At 68.6% G+C, this 18,945-nt stretch carries 18 protein-coding genes; 1 reads left to right on the top strand and 17 read right to left on the bottom strand.

The annotated features are described in order from the left end of the window. Positions 1 to 14: 14 nt before the first annotated feature. The 13 genes from Q0C57_RS10910 to Q0C57_RS10850 all read right to left on the bottom strand — a co-directional run bounded on the left by Q0C57_RS10910 (position 15) and on the right by Q0C57_RS10850 (position 15,161). The gene (locus Q0C57_RS10910; RefSeq protein ID WP_296576397.1) at positions 15 to 794 is read right to left on the bottom strand and encodes an SDR family oxidoreductase; all 780 of its coding nucleotides are present in this window, start codon (positions 792 to 794) and stop codon (positions 15 to 17) included. Between the two features lie 55 nt (positions 795 to 849). Next, positions 850 to 3,534: a nitrate reductase gene (locus Q0C57_RS10905; protein WP_296576211.1), complete on the bottom strand. Its 2,685-nt coding sequence runs from the start codon at positions 3,532 to 3,534 to the stop codon at positions 850 to 852. Between the two features lie 2 nt (positions 3,535 to 3,536). Then, complete coding sequence (locus Q0C57_RS10900) at positions 3,537 to 4,745, bottom strand: FAD-dependent oxidoreductase (protein ID WP_296576208.1); 1,209 nt, start codon at positions 4,743 to 4,745, stop codon at positions 3,537 to 3,539. Between the two features lie 12 nt (positions 4,746 to 4,757). Further along, positions 4,758 to 5,558, bottom strand: coding sequence for an ABC transporter ATP-binding protein (locus Q0C57_RS10895; RefSeq protein WP_296576207.1), 801 nt, complete (start codon positions 5,556 to 5,558; stop codon positions 4,758 to 4,760). A gap of 11 nt (positions 5,559 to 5,569) precedes the next feature. Beyond that, positions 5,570 to 6,475, bottom strand: coding sequence for a nitrate ABC transporter permease (ntrB, locus tag Q0C57_RS10890; protein ID WP_296576204.1), 906 nt, complete (start codon positions 6,473 to 6,475; stop codon positions 5,570 to 5,572). A 73-nt stretch (positions 6,476 to 6,548) separates the two neighbouring features. Next, entirely contained in the window at positions 6,549 to 7,871 is a 1,323-nt protein-coding gene (locus Q0C57_RS10885; protein WP_296576202.1) for a CmpA/NrtA family ABC transporter substrate-binding protein, read from the bottom strand. 386 nt (positions 7,872 to 8,257) lie between these two features. Further along, positions 8,258 to 9,415 carry a CmpA/NrtA family ABC transporter substrate-binding protein gene (locus Q0C57_RS10880; protein WP_296576199.1) on the bottom strand — a complete coding sequence of 386 codons (1,158 nt, stop codon included), beginning with the start codon at positions 9,413 to 9,415 and terminating at the stop codon, positions 8,258 to 8,260. Next, the gene (locus Q0C57_RS10875) at positions 9,412 to 9,999 is read right to left on the bottom strand and encodes an ANTAR domain-containing protein (RefSeq protein ID WP_296576394.1); all 588 of its coding nucleotides are present in this window, start codon (positions 9,997 to 9,999) and stop codon (positions 9,412 to 9,414) included. Before Q0C57_RS10875 ends, Q0C57_RS10880 begins: the two co-directional genes overlap by 4 nt. 62 nt (positions 10,000 to 10,061) lie before the next feature. Then, on the bottom strand, positions 10,062 to 10,814 hold the full coding sequence (locus Q0C57_RS10870) for an SDR family NAD(P)-dependent oxidoreductase (RefSeq protein WP_296576197.1): 753 nt from the start codon (positions 10,812 to 10,814) through the stop codon (positions 10,062 to 10,064). 41 nt (positions 10,815 to 10,855) lie between these two features. Further along, entirely contained in the window at positions 10,856 to 11,629 is a 774-nt protein-coding gene (tam, locus tag Q0C57_RS10865; protein WP_296576194.1) for a trans-aconitate 2-methyltransferase, read from the bottom strand. Positions 11,630 to 11,687: 58 nt separating this feature from the next. After that, on the bottom strand, positions 11,688 to 12,797 hold the full coding sequence (locus tag Q0C57_RS10860) for a GTP-binding protein (RefSeq protein WP_296576192.1): 1,110 nt from the start codon (positions 12,795 to 12,797) through the stop codon (positions 11,688 to 11,690). Next, positions 12,787 to 13,704 carry an EamA family transporter gene (locus tag Q0C57_RS10855; RefSeq protein ID WP_296576190.1) on the bottom strand — a complete coding sequence of 306 codons (918 nt, stop codon included), beginning with the start codon at positions 13,702 to 13,704 and terminating at the stop codon, positions 12,787 to 12,789. The genes Q0C57_RS10860 and Q0C57_RS10855 overlap by 11 nt, the downstream gene beginning before the upstream one ends. After that, positions 13,701 to 15,161, bottom strand: a complete 1,461-nt coding sequence (locus Q0C57_RS10850) for a D-alanyl-D-alanine carboxypeptidase family protein (RefSeq protein WP_296576188.1) — start codon at positions 15,159 to 15,161, stop codon at positions 13,701 to 13,703. The genes Q0C57_RS10855 and Q0C57_RS10850 overlap by 4 nt, the downstream gene beginning before the upstream one ends. A 304-nt stretch (positions 15,162 to 15,465) precedes the next feature. On the opposite strand from Q0C57_RS10850, the gene Q0C57_RS10845 reads away from it, so the two are divergent. Next, entirely contained in the window at positions 15,466 to 16,632 is a 1,167-nt protein-coding gene (locus Q0C57_RS10845) for an acetyl-CoA acetyltransferase (protein WP_296576187.1), read from the top strand. Between the two features lie 15 nt (positions 16,633 to 16,647). Here Q0C57_RS10845 and mog read toward each other — a convergent pair whose 3' ends face one another. The 4 genes from mog to rpmA form a co-directional block, all read right to left on the bottom strand. Further along, on the bottom strand, positions 16,648 to 17,187 hold the full coding sequence (gene mog, locus Q0C57_RS10840) for a molybdopterin adenylyltransferase (RefSeq protein WP_296576185.1): 540 nt from the start codon (positions 17,185 to 17,187) through the stop codon (positions 16,648 to 16,650). Then, the gene (locus Q0C57_RS10835) at positions 17,184 to 17,786 is read right to left on the bottom strand and encodes a GNAT family N-acetyltransferase (protein ID WP_296576184.1); all 603 of its coding nucleotides are present in this window, start codon (positions 17,784 to 17,786) and stop codon (positions 17,184 to 17,186) included. Before Q0C57_RS10835 ends, mog begins: the two co-directional genes overlap by 4 nt. A 62-nt stretch (positions 17,787 to 17,848) precedes the next feature. Then, positions 17,849 to 18,496: a GNAT family N-acetyltransferase gene (locus Q0C57_RS10830; protein ID WP_296576182.1), complete on the bottom strand. Its 648-nt coding sequence runs from the start codon at positions 18,494 to 18,496 to the stop codon at positions 17,849 to 17,851. Positions 18,497 to 18,659: 163 nt separating this feature from the next. Then, a complete protein-coding gene (gene rpmA / locus Q0C57_RS10825; RefSeq protein ID WP_296576179.1) occupies positions 18,660 to 18,929 on the bottom strand; it encodes a 50S ribosomal protein L27 in 270 nt (89 codons plus the stop codon). Positions 18,930 to 18,945 lie beyond the last annotated feature (16 nt).

Below are 18,945 nucleotides of genomic sequence, written 5' to 3'. Positions count from 1 at the left end.
GCCGCGCTGCAGGCTCAATAGGTTCCGGGATACTGGCCACCGTCGACCAGCAGGCTCTGACCGGTAATGAAGCCGGCATGGACCGAGCAGAGGAAGGCGATGATGGCGCCGATCTCGGCCGCCTCGCCGTAGCGCCCGGCGGGGTTCTGGGCGGCGCGTTCGGCCCAGATCGCGTCGAACGACCGGCCCGTCATGGCGCTGAGCTTGTCGACATGATGTTTCTGCGCGTCGGTGGCGACGATCCCCGGCAGAACGTTGTTGATGGTGACGCCCCGCGCGATGGTTTGCCGGGACAGGCCAGCGACGAAGCCGACAAGGCCGGAACGGGCACCGTTCGACAGGCCCATCTCGGCCTGCGGGCTCTTCACCGAGCGCGACACGATGTTGATGATGCGCCCGAAGCCACGCCCCATCATGCCATCCACCGTCGCCTTCATCAGATCGATGGGAGCGAGCATCATGGCATCGAGCGCGGTGATCCAGTCGGCACGCGACCAGGCACGGAAATCGCCGGGTGGCATGCCGTCGGCATTGGTGATCAGGATGTCGGGCGCCGGGCAGGCGACGACAAGCCGCACCCGGTCGGCGGCGATGGTAACGTCACCGGCGACGACCGCGACAGGCACGCCGAAGCGGCGACCGATCTCCGCGCCGGCTGTCTCCAGCCTTTCGGGATTGCGGGCGAAGAGGGTGAGCGCGACACCCTCGGCCGCCAGCATCTCCGCAGCCGCACGGCCCATGCCGCGGCTGGCGCCGCAGACGATGGCCGACTTTCCCTTGAGCCCGAGATCCATGGGGACGTGATAATCCGCGGGCACGATCTTGTCTCGTCCCGTTGGCGCGGACCGCTCATGCGGGGACAGGAGCGCCGGTGCGCGCCAGGAGCCTCCTGATCTCAGAGCGACAGGAGCCGCAATTGGTGCCGGCCTTGGTGGCGCGGCCAACGGCATCGACATCGGTTGCTCCGGCCCCGATCGCCGCGGTCACGGCGGTGAGGCCGACGGAGAAACAGGCACAGACGGTCGGGCCGGGATCGGGGAGGCCCTCGGCGGACCGACCGGAGAGCAGGGCCCGCCGGCTCGCCGCGTCGAGAAGCGGGCGGCCGAAAAGCCCCTGAACGCCGTGCCAGGCAGGGCGGGCGCCCGGTCCTGCAAACAGGATGGCCTCCAGCCTGTCGCCGCAGAAGGCTGCCGCGCGATAGAGGCCGCGGGCGGGGTCGCTGACCTCCGCCACCACGGCCCGTGGCCCGGCGGCGCGGCGGATCAGGGCGGGCCCGTCCAGAGCATCGGGCGCGGCGAAAAGGAGCCCCGCGCCGCCATCGACGGCGACCTTTGTCCACAACAGACCGTCGATCACGGGTGCAGCGCCGCGGCAGAGCAGGAAGCCATCCGCCGCGACGGGCACGCGCGCGACGGCGACCCGTGTCGCCTTCATCTCCGGCTGACCGGAGAAAGGATCACTCGCCGCCTGCACCAGCGCGCCGATGCGGGCCGCCGCCGTCGTCTCGCCGGTCCAGTGGATGGGAGCGAAGACCTCGCCACGCGCCTGTCCTGCATCGAACGCGACGCGCAGACGGGCCGTGCCATGGGCCGAGTCGAGCCGGGCCATGTCGCCGTCGGCCAGACCGGCGGCGGCCGCATCGGCGGGATGGATGGCCAGGCAGGGTTCGGGACTGTGGCGGCCCAGCGTCGGCGCCTTTCCCGTCCGGGTCATGGTGTGCCACTGGTCGCGCAGCCGGCCGGTATTGAGCAGGAGCGGTCGGGCTGCATCGGCCGGCGCGGCCAGGGCGGGCGGGGCGATGGCGATGAAACGGGCACGGCCGTCGGCGGTGAAGAAGCCGCCGGACGCGAAGAAGCGCTTGTCGCGATGGTCGGAGCGCGTCCGGACCGGCCATTGGACGGGCTGGAGAGCCGCGTAATCGGCATCAGACAGGGCAGACAGGCCTGAAATGTCGAAGTCGCGGGTGCCGCGATTCTCGAAGCCGGAAAGCGCCGCATGTTCGCGGAAGATCGCGGCCGGGTCGCGCCACGCGAAGGCCTCACCGAAGCCGAGGCGGCGGCCGACCGCGGCAAGGATCCACCAGTCCGGCCGGGCCTCACCCGGCAGCGGCAGGAACGACCGCTGGCGGGTGATGCGCCGCTCGGAATTGGTCACTGTGCCGTCCTTCTCGCCCCAGGCGGCGGCGGGCAGGAGGATATGCGCGCCGGCATTGACCGTGTCGTTGGACACCACGTTCTCCGAGACGACGAGGAGATCGAGCCCGGCGAGGGCGCCGCGCACGTGGTCGGCCCGCGGCATGCTGGCGGCGGGGTTGGTGCCCATCACCCAGAGCGCCCGGATCGTGCCCGCTGCGACCGCCTCGAACATCTGCACGGCCTTGAGGCCTTCGCGTTCCGCCATCCGCGGCGCTGCCCAGAACCGGCGCACGCGGTCAATGTCGTCCGCGGTAAAGCCCATATGGGCGGCGAGCATGTTGGCGAGCCCGCCGACCTCGCGCCCGCCCATGGCATTGGGCTGGCCGGTGAGGGAGAAGGGCCCCATGCCCGGGCGACCGATGCGGCCAGTGGCCAGGTGGACGTTGAGGATCGCCGAGACCTTGTCGGTGCCCTGGGCCGACTGATTGACCCCCTGGCTGTAGAGGGTCACGGCGCGCGGGGTTGCCGCGAACCAGGCGAAGAGCCGCGCCACATCGGCGGCGGCCAGCCCGGTGGCGGTGGCCGTGGCCGCGATGGAGGGCGCGATCTCGCGGGCACGGATCAGGGCGGCGTCGAGGCCCTCCGTGTGGGTGGCGACATAGGCGCCGTCCATCGCACCGTGATCGGCGACATGGACCAGGAGCCCCGCGAACAGAACGCCGTCGGTGCCCGGGCGGATCTGCAGCACGAGGTCCGCATCGGCGGCACTCGCCGTCCGGCGCGGATCGACGACGACGATGCGGGCACCGCGCGCCTTCTGGTTGGCCACCATCCGCTGCCAGAGGATCGGATGGCACCAGGCGGCGTTGGAGCCAACCAGCACCAGGAGATCAGCCTCATCCAGGTCCTCGTAGCTGCCCGGCACGGTGTCGGAGCCGAAGGCCCGGCGGTGACCGGCCACCGACGAGGCCATGCACAGGCGCGAATTGGTGTCGACATTGGCGGTGCCGACGAAGCCCTTCATCAGCTTGTTGGCGACGTAATAGTCCTCGGTGAGCAACTGCCCTGACAGATAGAGGGCCGTCGCATCGGGGCCCGCTGCCTGGATGGCGCGCTGGAACCCGTCGGCCACCGCTTCCAGCGCCGTGTCCCAGGAGACGCGCTCCAGGCTTCCGGACCGGGTCCGCATCATCGGATGGAGAAGGCGGCCCTCGAGGTCGACGGTCTCGCCGAGGGTCGACCCCTTGACGCAGAGCCGTCCGCGATTGGCGGGATGGGCCGGGTCGCCCGCGACCGTCACCTGCCCTGCGGCATCGACGCTGGCAATGACGCCGCAGCCCACCCCGCAATAGGGACAGGCGGTCGCGACGGGGTTCGGCAGAAGCGCTTGCACGGTCATGGTCAGGCCGCCTCCGCCAACGCCTGGCCGAAGATCAGGCCGTCGCGCAGCGGACCGAGCGGCCGGCCCGACCGGATGAGGTCGAGGTACCAGGGCGCGTCGGCGGTCTGCCCGCAGAGGATCGCACCAGCGAGCGCGCCGTCCCGCAGGACCAGCTTGCGGTAGGTGGCAAGGCCCGGGTCACGCCAGACGATGCTTTGGGTTCCCACCGCGCCGAGAAAGTCCCCGGCTGAAAAGACCGGCACGCCGGAGACCTTGAGGTTGGTCGCCGGAACCGTGCCCTCATAGGCGTCGGGCTTTCCCGCGAGATGCCGGGCAAGGACGCCGGCCTGCTGATAGGCCGGCTCGACCAGGCCGTAGCAGGTGCCGCGGTGCTCGGCGCATTCGCCGATCGCATGAATGACCGGATCGGAGGTTGTCAGATGGTCGTCGACGACGATGCCGCGGGACGTTGCCAGGCCCGCCGCGCGGGCGAGCGTCGCATTGGGGCGGATGCCGATGGCGGCGACGACCATGTCACACGGCAGGTCCCGGCCATCGGTCAGGCGGACGGCCTCGACGCAGCCCTCGCCCTCCACCACAGCCGTATCGGCGCTGAGCAGAACGGTGATCCCCCGCGCCTCGAGGGCCGCCCTGAGCAGGCCCGCCGCCTCGGCATCGAGTTGGCGCTCCATCAGGCGGTCCATCAAATGAAGCAGCGTGACCCGCGTCCCGGTCGCGGCGAGGCCGCAGGCCGCCTCGATGCCGAGCAGTCCGCCGCCGATGACCACGGCCCGCGTCGCAGGCCCCGCAGCCGCCAGCATGGCGCCGACATCGTCATGGTCGCGGAAGGTGAGGACACCGGGCAGTTCCATGCCCGGCTTCGGCAGGCGGATGGGGTCGGAGCCGGTGGCGAGCACGAGCCGCGCATAGGGCAGTTGCGTCCCGTCCTCCAGCCAGACGCTCCGGCTGGCACGATCGATGGCGCTGGCCCGCTGCCCATAAACCAGGGTGACGCCCTGCGCCTCCCACCATGCCGGCGGCTTCAGTTCGGTGTCGACAACAGCCAGTTCCCCGGCGAGAACGGAGGACAGCAGCACCCGGTTATAGGCGAGGCGCGGCTCGGCGCCGACGACCAGCACGCTGTAGCGGCCGAGCGCGACCCGCCCGAGCTCCTCGACGAAGCGCGCCGCGGCCATGCCGTTGCCGATGACGACGAGCGGTTCGGACATGGGCGTCGCCCGTCAGGCCGCTTCGACGAAGGCATGGCGCTCGTAGAGGAACTTCAGCACCGCCTCGCGCGCCTTGATGTAGGTGGTGTTGGTGACGAGTTCGAGCCGCTTGCGCGGGCGCGGCAGCGCGACCTCGAGGATCTCGCCGATGGTCGCCGCGGGCCCGTTGGTCATCATGATGATGCGGTCGGACAGCAGCACCGCTTCGTCGACGTCATGGGTGATCATGATCATCGTGTTCTTCAGCGTGGCGTGGATCTGCATCACGGAGTCCTGCAGATGGGCCCGCGTCAGCGCATCGAGAGCGCCGAAAGGCTCGTCGAGCAGCAGGATCTTCGGCTCCATGGCCAGTGCCCGGGCGATGCCGACGCGCTGTTTCATGCCGCCGGAAATCTCGGCGGGGCGACGGTCCTTGGCGTGGGCCATGTGCACCAGATCGAGCTTGTGCATGGTCCAGTCATGGCGCTCGGCCCGCGACTTCGTCGCCCGGAAGACCTTGTCGACGGCCATGCGGACATTCTCGTAGACGGTCAGCCAGGGCAGAAGCGAATGGTTCTGGAAGACAACGGCGCGGTCGGGACCGGGTTCGTTCACCTCCTTGTTGTCGAGGAGCACGCCGCCGGAGGTCGCCGGTGTGAGGCCGGCGATGATGTTGAGAAGGGTGGACTTGCCGCAGCCGGAATGGCCGATGATGGAGACGAACTCGCCATTGTCGATACCGACATTGATATCGGCGAGGACATGATTGGACGTATCGCCGCGCGTGAAGGTCTTCTCGACGCCGTCGATCTGGAGATAGGGGGCCTGTTTCATGGCGGCGCTCCTCAATTCGCGGCCGTGCCGCGGGTGACAATGGTCGCGAGCCCAGCGATCAGCCGGTCGAGGACGAAGCCGATGAAGCCGATATAGACGAGCGCGACGATGATGTCGGAGAGCTTGGAGGAGTTCCAAGCGTCCCAGATGAAGAAGCCGATGCCGACGCCGCCGGTGAGCATTTCCGCCGCGACGATGGCGAGCCAGGCGAGGCCGACGCCGATCCGCAGGCCGGTGAAGATATAGGGCGCGGCCGAGGGCAGCATGATCTTCCAGAAGAACTCGATCTGGTTCAGCCGCAGCACGGCGGCGACGTTGCGATAGTCCTGCGGGATGTTGCGGATGCCGACCGAGGTGTTGATGAGGATCGGCCAGATCGCCGTGATGAAGATGACGAAGATGGCGCTGGGATTGGCGTCACGGAAGGCGGCGAGCGAGATCGGCAGCCAGGCGAGCGGCGGCACGGTGCGCAGCACCTGGAAGATCGGGTCGAGGCCGCGCATGGCCCAGGTCGACTGGCCCACGAGGGTTCCGACGGCAATGCCGACAAGCGCGGCGAGGCCGAAGCCGATGGCGACACGCTGCAGCGACGTCAGGACCCGCCAGCCGAGACCGATATCCTGGCTGCCCGCGACGAAGAAGGGGTCGAGGATCAGGTCGCTCGAGTCACGCCAGACCTGGCTTGGCGCGGGCAGGGTCGCGCCCGGCCCGGAGCACAGGATTTCCCAGACGAGGAGGATGAGGGTCAGGGTGAGGACGGGCGGCACCACCACGCTGGCTGTGGACACGAGCTTCGACCGCAGCACGGCCCGCCGGTTCACGGATCGAGGTGGCGTCAACGTCACCACCGCGGCGGCGGGCGTCGTGGTGGAGGCGTCTGGCATGGTTGCGACGGCTCTCAATGCGGGTCGGGACATGAGCGCTCTCTTGCCGGAGGTGGGGATCCGCCCGACCGGGCCGGGCGGCGATGCGTCGGTCGGGCCTCGCGGCTCAGACCTGGGCGCGCTTGATCTTGAGGGCGCGCAGATAGGCCTGCGGATCGGCGGGATCGAACTTCACGCCGTCGAAGAAGGTCTCGACCCCGCGCGAGTCGGAGGTCGGAACGCCGGCGATGCCGAGGGTCTTCGCCGCCTGTAGCCAGAGATCCGCGCGGTTGGTGCGATCGACCAGCGCCTTGATGTCGGTGTTGGGCTCGAATTTGCCCCAGCGGATGTTCTCGGTGACGAACCAGGTGTCGAGGCTCTTCCACGGATAGGAGACGGCGCCGCCCTCGCCCCAGAATTTCATCCGCAGCGGCGAATTGGCGACCGTCCGGCCGTGGCCATAGTTGATATTGCCCTTGAGACGGCCGTTGATGTCATTGACGGGAACGTTGAACCACTGGCGGCGACCGACGATCTGCGCCAGTTCGTCCTTGTTCTCCATCCTCTCGCACCATTGCTGCGCTTCCATCACCGCCATCAGGATGGCCTGGGTGGCGCGGGGATTGGCGTCGACCCATTCGGCGCGCATCCCGAGGACCTTCTCGGGATGCTTGAACCAGAGCTCGCCGGTCGTGAGGGCCGTATAGCCGATGGCCTGGTTGACCAGCTGCTCGTTCCACGGCTCGCCAACGCAGAAGCAGTCCATGGTGCCAACCTTCATGTTCGCCACCATCTGCGGCGGCGGCACGACGATCACCTTGATGTCGGTGTCGGGATCGATGCCGCCGGCGGCGAGCCAGTAGCGGATCCACAGGTCATGGGTCCCGCCCGGAAAGGTCATGGCGGCGGTCAGGTCCTTGCCCTGGGCCTTCTTGCGCTCGAAGGCCGCCTTCAGCGGCGAGGCGTCCTTCTGGATGTTCAGGTCCTTGTACTCGTTGGACACCGAAATGCCTTGGCCGTCCTCGTTGAGGTTGAGGAGCGTGTACATCGGCAGGGGCTGGCCGTTCTGCATCACCTTGCCGGTGCTGTAGAGATGCGTCTTCGGCCGGAGGATATGGCCACCGTCGATGCCGTTGGCCTTGGTGCCAAGAGCCATGTTGTCGCGCGTCGCGCCCCAGGAGGCCTGGCGGGCAATGTCCATGTCGGGCAGGCCATGCTTGGCGAAGAAGCCCTTCTCCCGTGCGATGACGAGCGGCGCAGCATCGGTGAGCGCGATATAGCCGAGCTTGGTGCCCTTCACCTCCGGACCGGCTCCCTGCGCGAAGGCGCCGGCTGGCAGGGCCGTCTTGGCGGCGGCGAAGAGGGCCGCAGCGGCGGCGGTCTGCCTGAGGAAGGCGCGGCGGCTGGTGCGCGCCGATGCGAGGGACTGTGCCTGGAAGGTCTTTGTCATCGTCAGGTCCAGGTTACGGTCAAGGAACAGGTGAATGGCGGCCGCGGCGGGCCGCGGCGGGATGGGTCCTCATGCCGCCCGGCTGGTTCCGGGCACAAAAAAGCCGCCGACAAAGGCCTCGTCGTCGCCGGTTCTCCGTCGGAGAGCGGCACGTCGGACTTTTGTCAGCGGCGTTGCTGAAGGGCCCTGCACTGGGCCGGGATGCGACCCTCGGGCCGACCCTTGAGACAAAGTCTATTCAAGGGTCATGCCAAGTGCCTCCGGGGCCGGAAACCCCGGTCGTCAACTGTCCTTGAAGGCAAAGTCCGACCGGGCGAGGCTGGAAACGTTCGAAACGACGGCAGATTAGCGCCGCGGTGCCGCTTCGCTGTGCAGTGCAACAGCCCTCAGGCAAGCCGCCTGGGCAGGCCGCGCGCGTCGAACCGGGCGAGATAGTCGGCGAGGGCGGCGGGATCGAAGGCCGGCTCCAGGAGGCTGCCGATCGGGTCGGCGGCGGCGGCGGGCGGCGCTCCGCCCACAGCCGCGTCGAAGAGGTCGGTGCGGATCAGCGCGGCGATCTTGGAAGGCGCTTCCGGATCGAACCGGGTCTGCCCCCAGCGGACGATCTGCGCATAGAGCCAGGCATAACGGCCGGCATCGGGACGGGCCGCGCCGGGCACGTCATAGCGGATGAAATCGGGAACGGCACGGGACGGCCCGCCCGGCGTGAAGATCAGCCGGCCCTCGATGGTGCGCAGCACCAGGGGAGCGGCGACGCTGAGATAATGCGGGGCCGAGAGGATGGCTGCGAGTTCGAGGGCATTGCCGGGATCGGCGCACCAGGCCGCCCCCTTGGCGGTCGCGGCGATGATGGCGCGCAGCGTCTCGGCGTCGCCGGCCGCCAGCGTATCGCCGATGACCAGCGTCTTCTCGGGAATGCGCGAAAAGAGCGCCGAGCTCGGAGCGAGGATATGGCCGGCGCCGCGGTCGACGGCCACCGAGTTCCAGGGCGAGCCGACGCAGAAGCCGTCGATCAGGCCCTTTTCGAGGGATCCCGCCATCAGCGGCGGCGGGATGACCACGAGCTGGACGTCGCGGTCCGGGTCAATGCCGCCGGCGGCGAGATAGGCGCGCAGGATGTAGTTATGGGTGGAGAAGGGGAAGGTGCTGGCGAAGACCGGCGGGCTCAATCCGGCACTCTCCCGCCGCCGGATGGCCGCGGCGATCAACGGCAGGGCGGCCACCGGATCCTCCGGCAGTGCCCCCAGTTCGCGTACGAAAGCCGCCGACAGCGTGATCGCATTGCCGTTCAGCGCCAGCGTGATCGGCGCGATCATCGGCACCTTGACGTGGCCGATCCCGAGCGCGCTCGCCAGGGCCAGCGGCGTGAGCATATGGGCCGCATCGAAGAGGCCGATGGAGAGCTTGTCGCGGATATTGGCCCAGGAGACCTCGCGCACGAGGTCGAAGGCAAGACCCTCCTCCGCCGCGAAGCCCCGCTCGTGCGCGGCGATGAGAGGGGCGGCGTCGGTCAGAGGGATGAAACCGATGGTGATCCGTCTCATCCGAGCATCTCCAGACCGGTGACCACCGCCTGGGCGATGTCGCCCAGCTTCTTCTTCTCGTTCATGGCGCGGCGGCGCAGCAGCGTATAGGCCTCGTCCTCCGTGACGCCCTTGTGGCGCATCAGCAGGCCCTTGGCACGTTCGACGATCTTGCGCTCCTCCAGCGCCGAGCGAGCCTGGTCGAGTTCGTTCTGCAACCGGGCATAGGCGTGGAAACGCGCCATGCACATGTCGAGGATGGACTTGACCCGTTCCTTCTTCAGCCCGTCGACCACATAGGCCGAGACCCCGGCCTCGATCGCCTTGTTGATCATGCCGGTATCGGACTGGTCGACGAACATGGCGACGGGCCGCTTCACCAGGCGGGAGACCTGGAACAACTGTTCCAGCACGTCGCGGGACGGATTCTCCAGGTCAATGACCACCACGTCGGGGTCGGTGGCATAGAGCCGGGCGAGGAGATTGGTCATCTCCCCGATATGGACGATCTTCGAATAGCCGGCATCGCGCAGCCCCTCCTCGATGATTGCGGCGCGGGAGCGGCTCTCGTCGACGATGGCGATGGTCAGACTGAGATCACTCAGGGCGCGGCTCCGTCAGCGAGTCCCCCTATGGTGCACTGCACAAGGGGATGCGGCAAGGGCCGTCAATAGACCGCCCGGCCGCCGGAAATGTCGAAGACGGCGCCGGTCGAGAAGGCGCAGTCCTCGGAGGACAGCCAGGCGATCATCGCGGCCGCCTCCGCGACCTGCAGGAAACGGTTCATCGGGATCTTCGACAGCATGAAGTCGATATGCTCCTGCTTCATCTGGTCGAAGATCTCGGTCTTGGCCGCGGCAGGCGTGATGCAGTTGACGAGGATGCCGGAGGTGGCGAGTTCCTTGGCCAGCGACTTGGTCAGGCCGATCAGCCCGGCCTTCGAGGCCGAATAATGCGAGGCATTGGGGTTGCCCTCCTTGCCGGCGATGGAGGCGATGTTGACGATGCGCCCGTAGCCCGCCTTCAGCATGACCGGGACCACGGCGCGGCAGGTCAGATAGGGCCCGACGAGATTGACCTCGACGACGCGCCGCCAGATCTCCGGAGAAAGCTCCCAGGTCTTGCCGTTGCCGCCGGTGATGCCGGCATTGTTGACCAGGATGGCGATGCCGCCATGGGCCGCAACGGTGGCATCGGTGGCCGCCTGGACCGAGGTCTCGTCGGTGAGTTCGACGACATGGGTGGAGACGCGACCCTTGGCCGCAAGCGCCGCCGCGGCATCAGCGAGCTTCGTCGCATCGACATCCCACAGCGCCACCTCGGCGCCGGACTCCAGCATGCGCTCGGCCGCGGCATAGCCGATGCCGCGGGCACCCCCGGTGATGATGGCGGTCCGACCGGCGAGATCGATGCGGTTCATGGCTGTTTCCTCGGTGTTTTTCTGGCGTGGGTTGGGGGGTGTCAGCGTGTGGCGACGACGAAGAGACGGGGGAAGGCGAGCAGGACCCTGCCCTCGGCATCGACAGGATAATGGGGCGCCAGCGCGGCGCGATAGGCGGCAAGATAGGCCTCGCGCTCGGCGGGATCGAGCAGGCCGAGATAGCTGCGCAGCCGTGAGCCCGTGAACCACGCGACGATGCCCTCGATGCCATCCAGCGGATGGTGATAGACCGTGCGCCAGACATCCACCCGCGCCGCATGGGGTTTCAGCATCCGGTAATAGGCGGCGGCCGGGGCGATCGGCGTATGGGAGCCTTCGGCGCTGGCCAGCTTGTGCGACCATGGTCCCGCCTGCGCGGCCATGCGCATGGCGACATGGCTCGGCTCCTCGAGATTGTCGGGCATCTGGATGGCGAGACTGCCGCCCGCGGGCAGCAGGTGAACGAGCCGCGGCAGGATGGTTTCGTGGCTGGCAATCCACTGGAAGACGGCGTTGGAATAGATGATGTCGACCGGGGCGGCGGGATCGGGCCGCCAGGTCGTCAGGTCGGCCACCGCGAAGCCGATGCCGCCGAGGCGGGTGCGGGCGTGGGTGATCATGTCAGGGGAGGAATCGATCCCGATGACCTCGGCCTTGGGATAGGCCCGCAGCAGCAGTTCTGTCGTGTTGCCCGGGCCACAGCCGAGATCGACGACGCGGCGCGGACCCTGCGTCGGGATCGCCGCCAGCAGGTCGCGGGCGGGCCGCGTCCGCTCGTCCTCGAACATCAGATATTGTTTCGCCGACCAGTCCATGACGGCCTCCAAAGTCAGTCGATCACCGCATGGCCCGGCGGGCAAGAGTGAGGACCTGTCAGAAACGCATGCCGGGGATGGCAAGGGGATTGTCGGTCAGCGCCGCCCTGTCTGGCTGGTCGGGCCTGGCGATGCCGAGGAAGGCGTTGTGGAGCGCCTGGATCACCGCGGGGTCCATGTCCTTCAGGATGAAGACGATGCGGGTGCGAGCATCGCCGTCGGGCCAGGAATCGAGCACCGTCGTCGGATGGAACACGTGCTGGGCGCCATGGACGACCACCGGCCGGTCGGGAAACTCGGCGATTTTCACCACGCCCTTGACGCGCAGGAGATGCGGACCGTGGGCGCCGCGCAGCAATTCGAGAAACATGTCGAAAGCAGCGGAGCCCATGGCCTGATCGCTCGTCAGCGCGAAGGCGCGGATGCCGTCGTCGTGGGTATGGGAGCCGTCGGCGCCGGCGAGCGCCGCCTCGTTAAGCCAGCGCGCCACATCGGGGATCTTGGTGACCGGATCGGTCAGGCCCGCGGCGAGCACCTGCGCAGGCGTCGCCTCGCCCTTCGCGGCGTCGAGCCGGCGGGCGGCCGGGGCGAGGCCCGCGAGCCGGGCGATCAGACGGTCGAAGGTTGCGCGGGCTGGCGCATCCGTCAGCAGATCGGTCTTGGTCAGCACGATCCGGTCGGCCACCGCCGCCTGCCGCACCGCTTCGGGATGGGCGTCGAGGGTGGCCAGCCCATTGATCGCGTCGACGACGGTGATGACCGCATCCAGCCGGTAGCGCATGGCGAGATAGGGATGGGCCATCAGGGTATGGATGACCGGAATCGGGTCGGCGAGCCCCGTCGTCTCGATGATCACCCGGGAGAACGGCTCGACGCGGCCATTGTCGACCGCGCGCAGCAGGTCCTCGAGCGCCGCCACCAGATCGCCGCGCACCGAGCAGCAGACGCAGCCGGAGGACAGCATGACGATGCCCTCCTCGACGGTGCGCACCAGCAGGTGATCGAGACCGATCTCGCCGAACTCGTTGATCAGAACAGCCGTGTCCTTCATCCCCTCGTCGGCGAGCAGGCGGTTGAGGAGCGTCGTCTTGCCGGCGCCGAGAAACCCCGTCAGCACGGTGACGGGAACGGGCGGCCGCGGCCGGCGGGGAGCGGGTTCAGCGGACATCGGGGGCGTTGGTGCGTGGCATGACGGGCTGGCTCTCGCGCTTCAGCTCGGCGAGCGAGGAGGCGACGAGCGCGGCGAGGACGAGAAGGCTTCCCATCATCTGGGCACTGCCCAGCGTTTCGCCAAGGATCAGGCCGGCAAAGAGGATGGCGACCACCGGCTCCAGGCAGAAGACAAGGCCGATCAGCGCCGCGGGGGCACGTCTGGCGGCGACCATCTGCAGGGCGAACCCGACGAGATAGCCGGCGACCGTCATGGCGCTGGCGAACCAGGCCGACCCGATCGTCCCCCAGCTGATGCCACCGAGCAGCAAGGCGGCGGCACCGGCGATGGGCATGATGACCACATGCGCCCAGAACATCAGCACCGCCGGCGGCACATGCCGGCCGGCCCGCGCCGCCATGAAGAACTGCCAGGCGGCGAGGGTGCTGGCGAGGGCGGCAAGCGCGATGCCGCGGATGTCGATGGCACCGAGGCCGGGGCCGATGGCGATGGCCAGACCGGTGAAGGCGAGGGCGAAGACGACGAGCCGGTGCAGCGTCAGCCGGCCGCCTTCAACGAAGGGGCTGGCCAGCAGGATGAGCAGCGGAAAGGTGTAGAAGATGATGGCGGCGATCCCGATCGGCACGAAGGAAACCGCGAAGAAATAGGCCAGGCCGACACCGGCCGAGGCGATACCGAGCGCCACCACGGCCGGTCGGCTGGCGGGCGGGATGGCGAGGCTGCGGCCGCGCAGTCCGACGACGACGGCGACGGCGCCGAGCATCAGGAAGACGCGCAGGAAGACGAGATCGGCCGCCGAGACGCCCTGCTGGGTCGCCATCCGCGCATAGACGATGTTGATGCCGTAGGCGGTCGCCGAGGCGAGGGCAGCCGCGATGCCGATGGCAACAGGGGAAAGGGTCACCTGCGCTCGCGCGGACGCTGCTGACGCGGGGTCTGGCGCGCAGTGCCGGCAGCGGCGGTGCGGCCCTGCCGTGCCGCCGGACGGGTGACGGGCGGAGTCGCGCCCGCGCCCGTGCGGGCTGGTGCCGTTACGGGACGTTCCGGTGGCAAGGCGCCAGGCAGCATCATCGGCGCGCCGATGGCGCCATGCCTGGGGGGCGCCTCGGCCGGTGCCGCCGCCCCGCGGCGGATGGCACCGGGCGTCGCAGTGACAGCCGCAGTGGCCGGAGCGACGGGAGCGACAAGGGTGCCGGGCTGGGTCGAGGCTGGCACGGTAACCGTACGCGAACCGGCAGAGGCGAGCGCCGCGGCGGGCGTGGCAATGGGCCCGGCTCCCCCGATCGAGACCGGGATCGGGTCCATGGACGGGCGGTAGGGGCCGAGCAGCGAGACGACGGCACCGGGCATGGCAGCGAGCGCGTTGGCCGGCCGGCCGGGCCGGGCCTGTCGCTGCTGCTGCGAGGCGGCCATCATCTGCGCATAGGTGAGATTGCCGGGATCACTGGGCGCGGCGGCGACGGGCTCGTTGTCGAGCTCCTCGGCCGCTTCGATGTAAACGGGACCGCGGCCGCGACGGCGACAGGTCTGGTCACGGATGTTCGGCGGGCCGGAGGACAGGTCGTTGGCAATGCCGTCGAGACCGATACCCGATCCGCCCGAGACGAAATGACGTTCGAAGAGGCCGGCCGCCGTTTCCGCACGGCCGCGCGCCGAAGTCGCGCCCAGCACCACCACGATGAGCTTTCGGCCGCCGCGGGTGGCGGTGGCCACGACGTTGAAGCCGGAGGAGCAGGTGAAGCCGGTCTTGAAACCGTCCGCGCCCTGGTAGCGGCCGATGAGATGGTTGGGGTTGCGCATGACGCGGTTGCCGAAGCGGATCGCCGGCATGCGCCAGAGCAGGGAATGCTCGGGGAATTCGCGCATCATGACATGGGCGAGCAGCGCCATGTCGCGGGCGGTGGTCTGCTGCCCGGCACCGGGCAGACCGTTGGGATTGATGAAGCGGGTCGCGGACATGCCGAGGCGGCGGGCTTCGGCATTCATCATGGCGGCGAAGTTCTCGACCGATCCGCCGAGGCCCTCGGCGATCGTCACGGAGACGTCGTTGGCCGACTTGACCATGATCATCTTCAGCGCGTTGTCGAGCGTCACCACCGTGCCTGGCCGGAAACCCATCTTCGAGGGCGCCGAGCGGAAGGCGCGCTGGGACACGACCAGGCCGGTATTCATGGTGGCGCGACCAGCCTGCACCTGACGGAGAGCGACATAGGTCGTCATCATCTTGGTGAGCGAGGCGGGCAGCCAGGGCATCCCGCCCCGATCGGATTGCAGCACCTGGCCGGTCGCCGCGTCGACGACGATGGTCGGGCCCAGTTGCTGGGCGCTGGCGGCCGAAGCGCCGACGAACAACGCGATCACGCCGGCAAGACAAGGGATGCTGATCCGCAAGAGCATGGGCCTTTTGGGAATGTCGCCGCGACTTCGACCCTGTTTACCTGCTTCGGGCTCGCTTCGCCAAGGGCGAAGACGGAGGCGTTGCGGCGACAGGTCGGCGGCGCGCCGGCACGAGACTGTCCAGACGGCGAGCAAGAACAGCGTCAACGCGGCCAAAGCATGGCGCCGCCGTGCGGCGGAGCCTGCCATGCGCCGGACGGCGGATGGCGAAAGGCGGTCCTTGCACCTAAAATGACATTTCTCATCACCAGACCCGGGACACGCCACCATGACCGCCTGCATCGTCGGCTGGGCTCATACCGCCTTCGGCAAGCTTGAGACCGAAACCGTCGAGAGCCTGATCATCCGCGTGGCCAACGAGGCGCTCGACAATGCCGGCATCGGACCGGACGACGTCGACGAGATCCTTCTGGGGCATTTCAATGCCGGGTTCTCGCCGCAGGACTTCACCGCCTCGCTGGTGCTGCAGGCCGATCCGCGCCTGCGCTTCAAGCCGGCAACCCGCGTCGAGAACGCCTGCGCCACCGGCTCGGCGGCCGTGCACCAGGCGGTGCGCGCGGTGAAGGCAGGCGATGCCCGCGTCGTGCTGGTCGTCGGCGTCGAGCAGATGACGAAGACGCCGGGTCCGGAGATCGGCAAGAACCTCCTCAGGGCCTCCTATCTTCCCGAAGACGGCGACACGCCGGGAGGCTTCGCAGGCGTCTTCGGCAAGATCGCCCATAATTACTTCCAGCGCTGGGGCGACCAGTCCGACGCTCTCGCCATGATCGCCGCCAAGAACCACAAAAACGGCGTCGAGAACCCCTATGCGCAGATGCGCAAGGATTTCGGCTACGACTTCTGCCGCACCGAGAGCGAGAAGAACCCCTTCGTCGCCGGTCCGCTGAAGCGCACCGACTGCTCGCTTGTCTCCGACGGCGCGGCGGCGCTGGTCATCACCGACACCGCCACCGCACTGAAGATGAAGAAGGCTGTCGCCTTCCGCAGCCATGCCCATGTGCAGGACTTCCTGCCCATGTCGAAGCGCGACATCCTGAAATTCGAAGGCTGCACCAGGGCCTGGGGCAAGGCGCTGGGCGAGGCCGGCATCGCCCTGTCCGACCTCTCCTTCGTCGAGACCCACGACTGTTTCACCGTGGCCGAACTCATTGAATATGAGGCGATGGGGCTCACCCCCGAAGGTCAGGGCGCCCGCGCCATCCTCGAGGGCTGGACGCAGAAGGACGGCAGGCTGCCGGTGAACCCCTCCGGCGGCCTCAAGGCCAAGGGCCATCCGATCGGCGCCACCGGCGTGTCAATGCACGTGCTCTCGTCCATGCAGCTGATGGGCGAGGCCGGCGGCATCCAGGTGAAGGACGCGAAGCTCGGCGGCATCTTCAACATGGGCGGCGCCGCGGTGGCGAACTACGTGAGCGTGCTCGAGCGCCTGCGCTGAGCGCAGGCGTCGCGCTCACGCTCCCTTCGGCCGGAAGGCGATGCAATGGGCCGGGTTGGTCTCCAGCCGCGGCCCCTCGATCAGGTCAATGCAATAGGGGATGGCCGGCATCACCGCATCGAGACATTCGCGGATCGAGGATGGCTTGCCCGGCAGGTTGACGATGAGCGAGCGGCCGCGGATGCCGGCCGTCTGCCGCGACAGGATGGCTGTGGGCACCACCTTGAGGCTCACCTGCCGCATCAGTTCGCCGAAGCCCGGCATCATCTTCGCGCAGACCGCCTCGGTCGCCTCCGGCGTCACGTCGCGGACGGCCGGGCCGGTGCCGCCGGTGGTGAGGATGAGCGGGCAATGCGCGACATCGGCGAGTTCGACGAGCGCCGCCGCGATGACGTCCCGCTCGTCGGGAATGATGCGCGCGACGGGGTGCCAGGGCGAGGCGAGGAGATCGGTGAGGGCAGCGACGATGCCGGGACCGCCCTTGTCATCGTAGACGCCGCGGCTGGCCCGGTCCGAGACGGTGACGACGCCGATGGGAATGGAAGCTGTGCTCATCCCCTTCCCATAGCGCCAGGCGCCCGCCCGCTCAATGCGGCGAAGGCGATGCGGGAGAGGCGCATGTCGATCTGGACAACCTCCGCGCCGCGCGCCGCGCTGCGGCGCAGGCTCTGCCCGGTGCGCACGAAACCCGTCTTCTCCTGCACCCGCAGCGAACCGGGATTGTCGGCGAAGGCTCCGGCGACGAGGGCGTCGATCTGCGGGTCAAGGAAGGCAAGACCGGCCATGGCGGTGACTGCCTCGGTGGCGAAGCCGCGACCCCAATAGGGCCGGCCGAGCCACCAGCCGATCGTCGCGCCCCGGCCCTCGCGGCTGTAGCTGATCATGCCGATGAGCGCATGCGGCTCCTTCTGGCGCGCCACGGCGAGGGCAAGGGAGGAACCCGTCAGGTTGGAGGCCAGCACATCGCCGATGAAGGCCGAGGCATGGGCTTCGCCATAGGGGTGGGGCACCGCCACCAGCATCCGCGCCACCGCGAGGTCGCCGGCATAGAGGGCGAGACGTGGCACGTCGGCAAAGCCGGGCCGGCGCAGCACCAGGCGGCGCGTGGCGAGCGGGACGGCGTCCAGCCAGGGCAATGCGGGAGGCGGCGACATCGGGTCTCCGGGGGATTCCCGCCGGTATGGAACCGGCGGGCGCGGCCCGCAAGGCCCTGCCTTCAGCAGGGCTCACCGATCACGACCTTCGCCGCCGAATGCCTGAGGATCGGGTCGCGCCAGGCCTTGAGGCTCGCCCAGAGCGGCCGGTCGAGGCGGAACTTGTCGACCGGCACCGAACTAGCGAGCAGCCGCGAGCGGGTAAGCCCCGCGCCGATCCACTGGAAGCCGCACTTCTCGATGACGCGCCGGGAGGAGGGATTGACGACCCGGGCGCGGGCGGCCACCGCCTCGGCGCCACGGTCAGTGAACAGGTGGTCGACGACGGCGCGGGCGGCCTCCGTCGCATAGCCCTGGCCCCAATGGGCCGTGCCCAGCCAGTAGCCGATCTCGGGGTCACCGAGTTCGGGCCGCACGAAGCCCGTCGCGCCGACCAGCGCGCCGTTGGACTTGAGGGTGATGAGAAGGGGATGGTCCTGGGAGGTCCAGGCATTGGCGATCCAGGTCTCCGCGTCCTTGACCGCATAGGGGTGGGGAAGATTGGCCGTCATTTCGGCAATCCGCCGGTCATTGGCCATCGCCACGACCGCCGGGACGTCCTCGAAACGCGGCACACGGAGAACAAGCCGCTCCGTCTCGAGGACGGGCATACAGCTTTCCAGCAATTCGCCGCCGCAGCGGCCTTCCAGTTCGGTTTCCAGGGCAGTCATGGCAGGTTCCTTCCCTCGCCGGTGGCCGGGCCCGGAACCATTTCCAGGACCGAAAGAAAAAGGGGCGCCGGCCGGTCCTGCCGGGCGCCCCTTGATCCTTGATCCTGCGATCAGCGGAGCGGCCTGGCGAACTCGCCGGCGGCTCCGATGTCGGTGCCGCCTGTTACTCGGCGGCGGCAATCATCGGAACAACCGACACGTAGGTGCGGTTATTCGCTTTCGTTCGGAATTCTACGCGGCCGTCGACGGTCGCGAAGAGCGTGTGGTCCTTGCCGAGCCCGACATTGGTGCCCGGGTGGAACTTGGTGCCGCGCTGGCGCACGAGAATGTTGCCAGACAGGACAGCCTGACCGCCGAAGCGCTTCACGCCGAGACGCTGTGCATTCGAATCGCGACCGTTCCGAGACGAGCCGCCTGCTTTTTTGTGAGCCATGAGGAGCTCCCGATTC

Source organism: Phreatobacter sp., from assembly GCF_022843985.1.
Taxonomy (GTDB): Bacteria; Pseudomonadota; Alphaproteobacteria; order Rhizobiales; family Phreatobacteraceae; genus Phreatobacter.
The sequence above is the reverse complement of the archived record's forward strand: the minus strand, read 5'-3'. Positions and strand labels throughout refer to the sequence as shown.

Bases quoted from the DNA above. Each gene is read 5' to 3' on its own strand.
- Q0C57_RS10910 (WP_296576397.1), bottom strand. From the start codon at position 794: ATGGATCTCGGGCTCAAGGGAAAGTCGGCCATCGTCTGCGGCGCCAGC.
- Q0C57_RS10905 (WP_296576211.1), bottom strand. From the start codon at position 3,534: ATGACCGTGCAAGCGCTTCTGCCGAACCCCGTCGCGACCGCCTGTCCC.
- Q0C57_RS10900 (WP_296576208.1), bottom strand. From the start codon at position 4,745: ATGTCCGAACCGCTCGTCGTCATCGGCAACGGCATGGCCGCGGCGCGC.
- Q0C57_RS10895 (WP_296576207.1), bottom strand. From the start codon at position 5,558: ATGAAACAGGCCCCCTATCTCCAGATCGACGGCGTCGAGAAGACCTTC.
- ntrB (WP_296576204.1), bottom strand. From the start codon at position 6,475: ATGTCCCGACCCGCATTGAGAGCCGTCGCAACCATGCCAGACGCCTCC.
- Q0C57_RS10885 (WP_296576202.1), bottom strand. From the start codon at position 7,871: ATGACAAAGACCTTCCAGGCACAGTCCCTCGCATCGGCGCGCACCAGC.
- Q0C57_RS10880 (WP_296576199.1), bottom strand. From the start codon at position 9,415: ATGAGACGGATCACCATCGGTTTCATCCCTCTGACCGACGCCGCCCCT.
- Q0C57_RS10870 (WP_296576197.1), bottom strand. From the start codon at position 10,814: ATGAACCGCATCGATCTCGCCGGTCGGACCGCCATCATCACCGGGGGT.
- tam (WP_296576194.1), bottom strand. From the start codon at position 11,629: ATGGACTGGTCGGCGAAACAATATCTGATGTTCGAGGACGAGCGGACG.
- Q0C57_RS10860 (WP_296576192.1), bottom strand. From the start codon at position 12,797: ATGTCCGCTGAACCCGCTCCCCGCCGGCCGCGGCCGCCCGTTCCCGTC.
- Q0C57_RS10845 (WP_296576187.1), top strand. From the start codon at position 15,466: ATGACCGCCTGCATCGTCGGCTGGGCTCATACCGCCTTCGGCAAGCTT.
- mog (WP_296576185.1), bottom strand. From the start codon at position 17,187: ATGAGCACAGCTTCCATTCCCATCGGCGTCGTCACCGTCTCGGACCGG.
- Q0C57_RS10835 (WP_296576184.1), bottom strand. From the start codon at position 17,786: ATGTCGCCGCCTCCCGCATTGCCCTGGCTGGACGCCGTCCCGCTCGCC.
- Q0C57_RS10830 (WP_296576182.1), bottom strand. From the start codon at position 18,496: ATGACTGCCCTGGAAACCGAACTGGAAGGCCGCTGCGGCGGCGAATTG.
- rpmA (WP_296576179.1), bottom strand. From the start codon at position 18,929: ATGGCTCACAAAAAAGCAGGCGGCTCGTCTCGGAACGGTCGCGATTCG.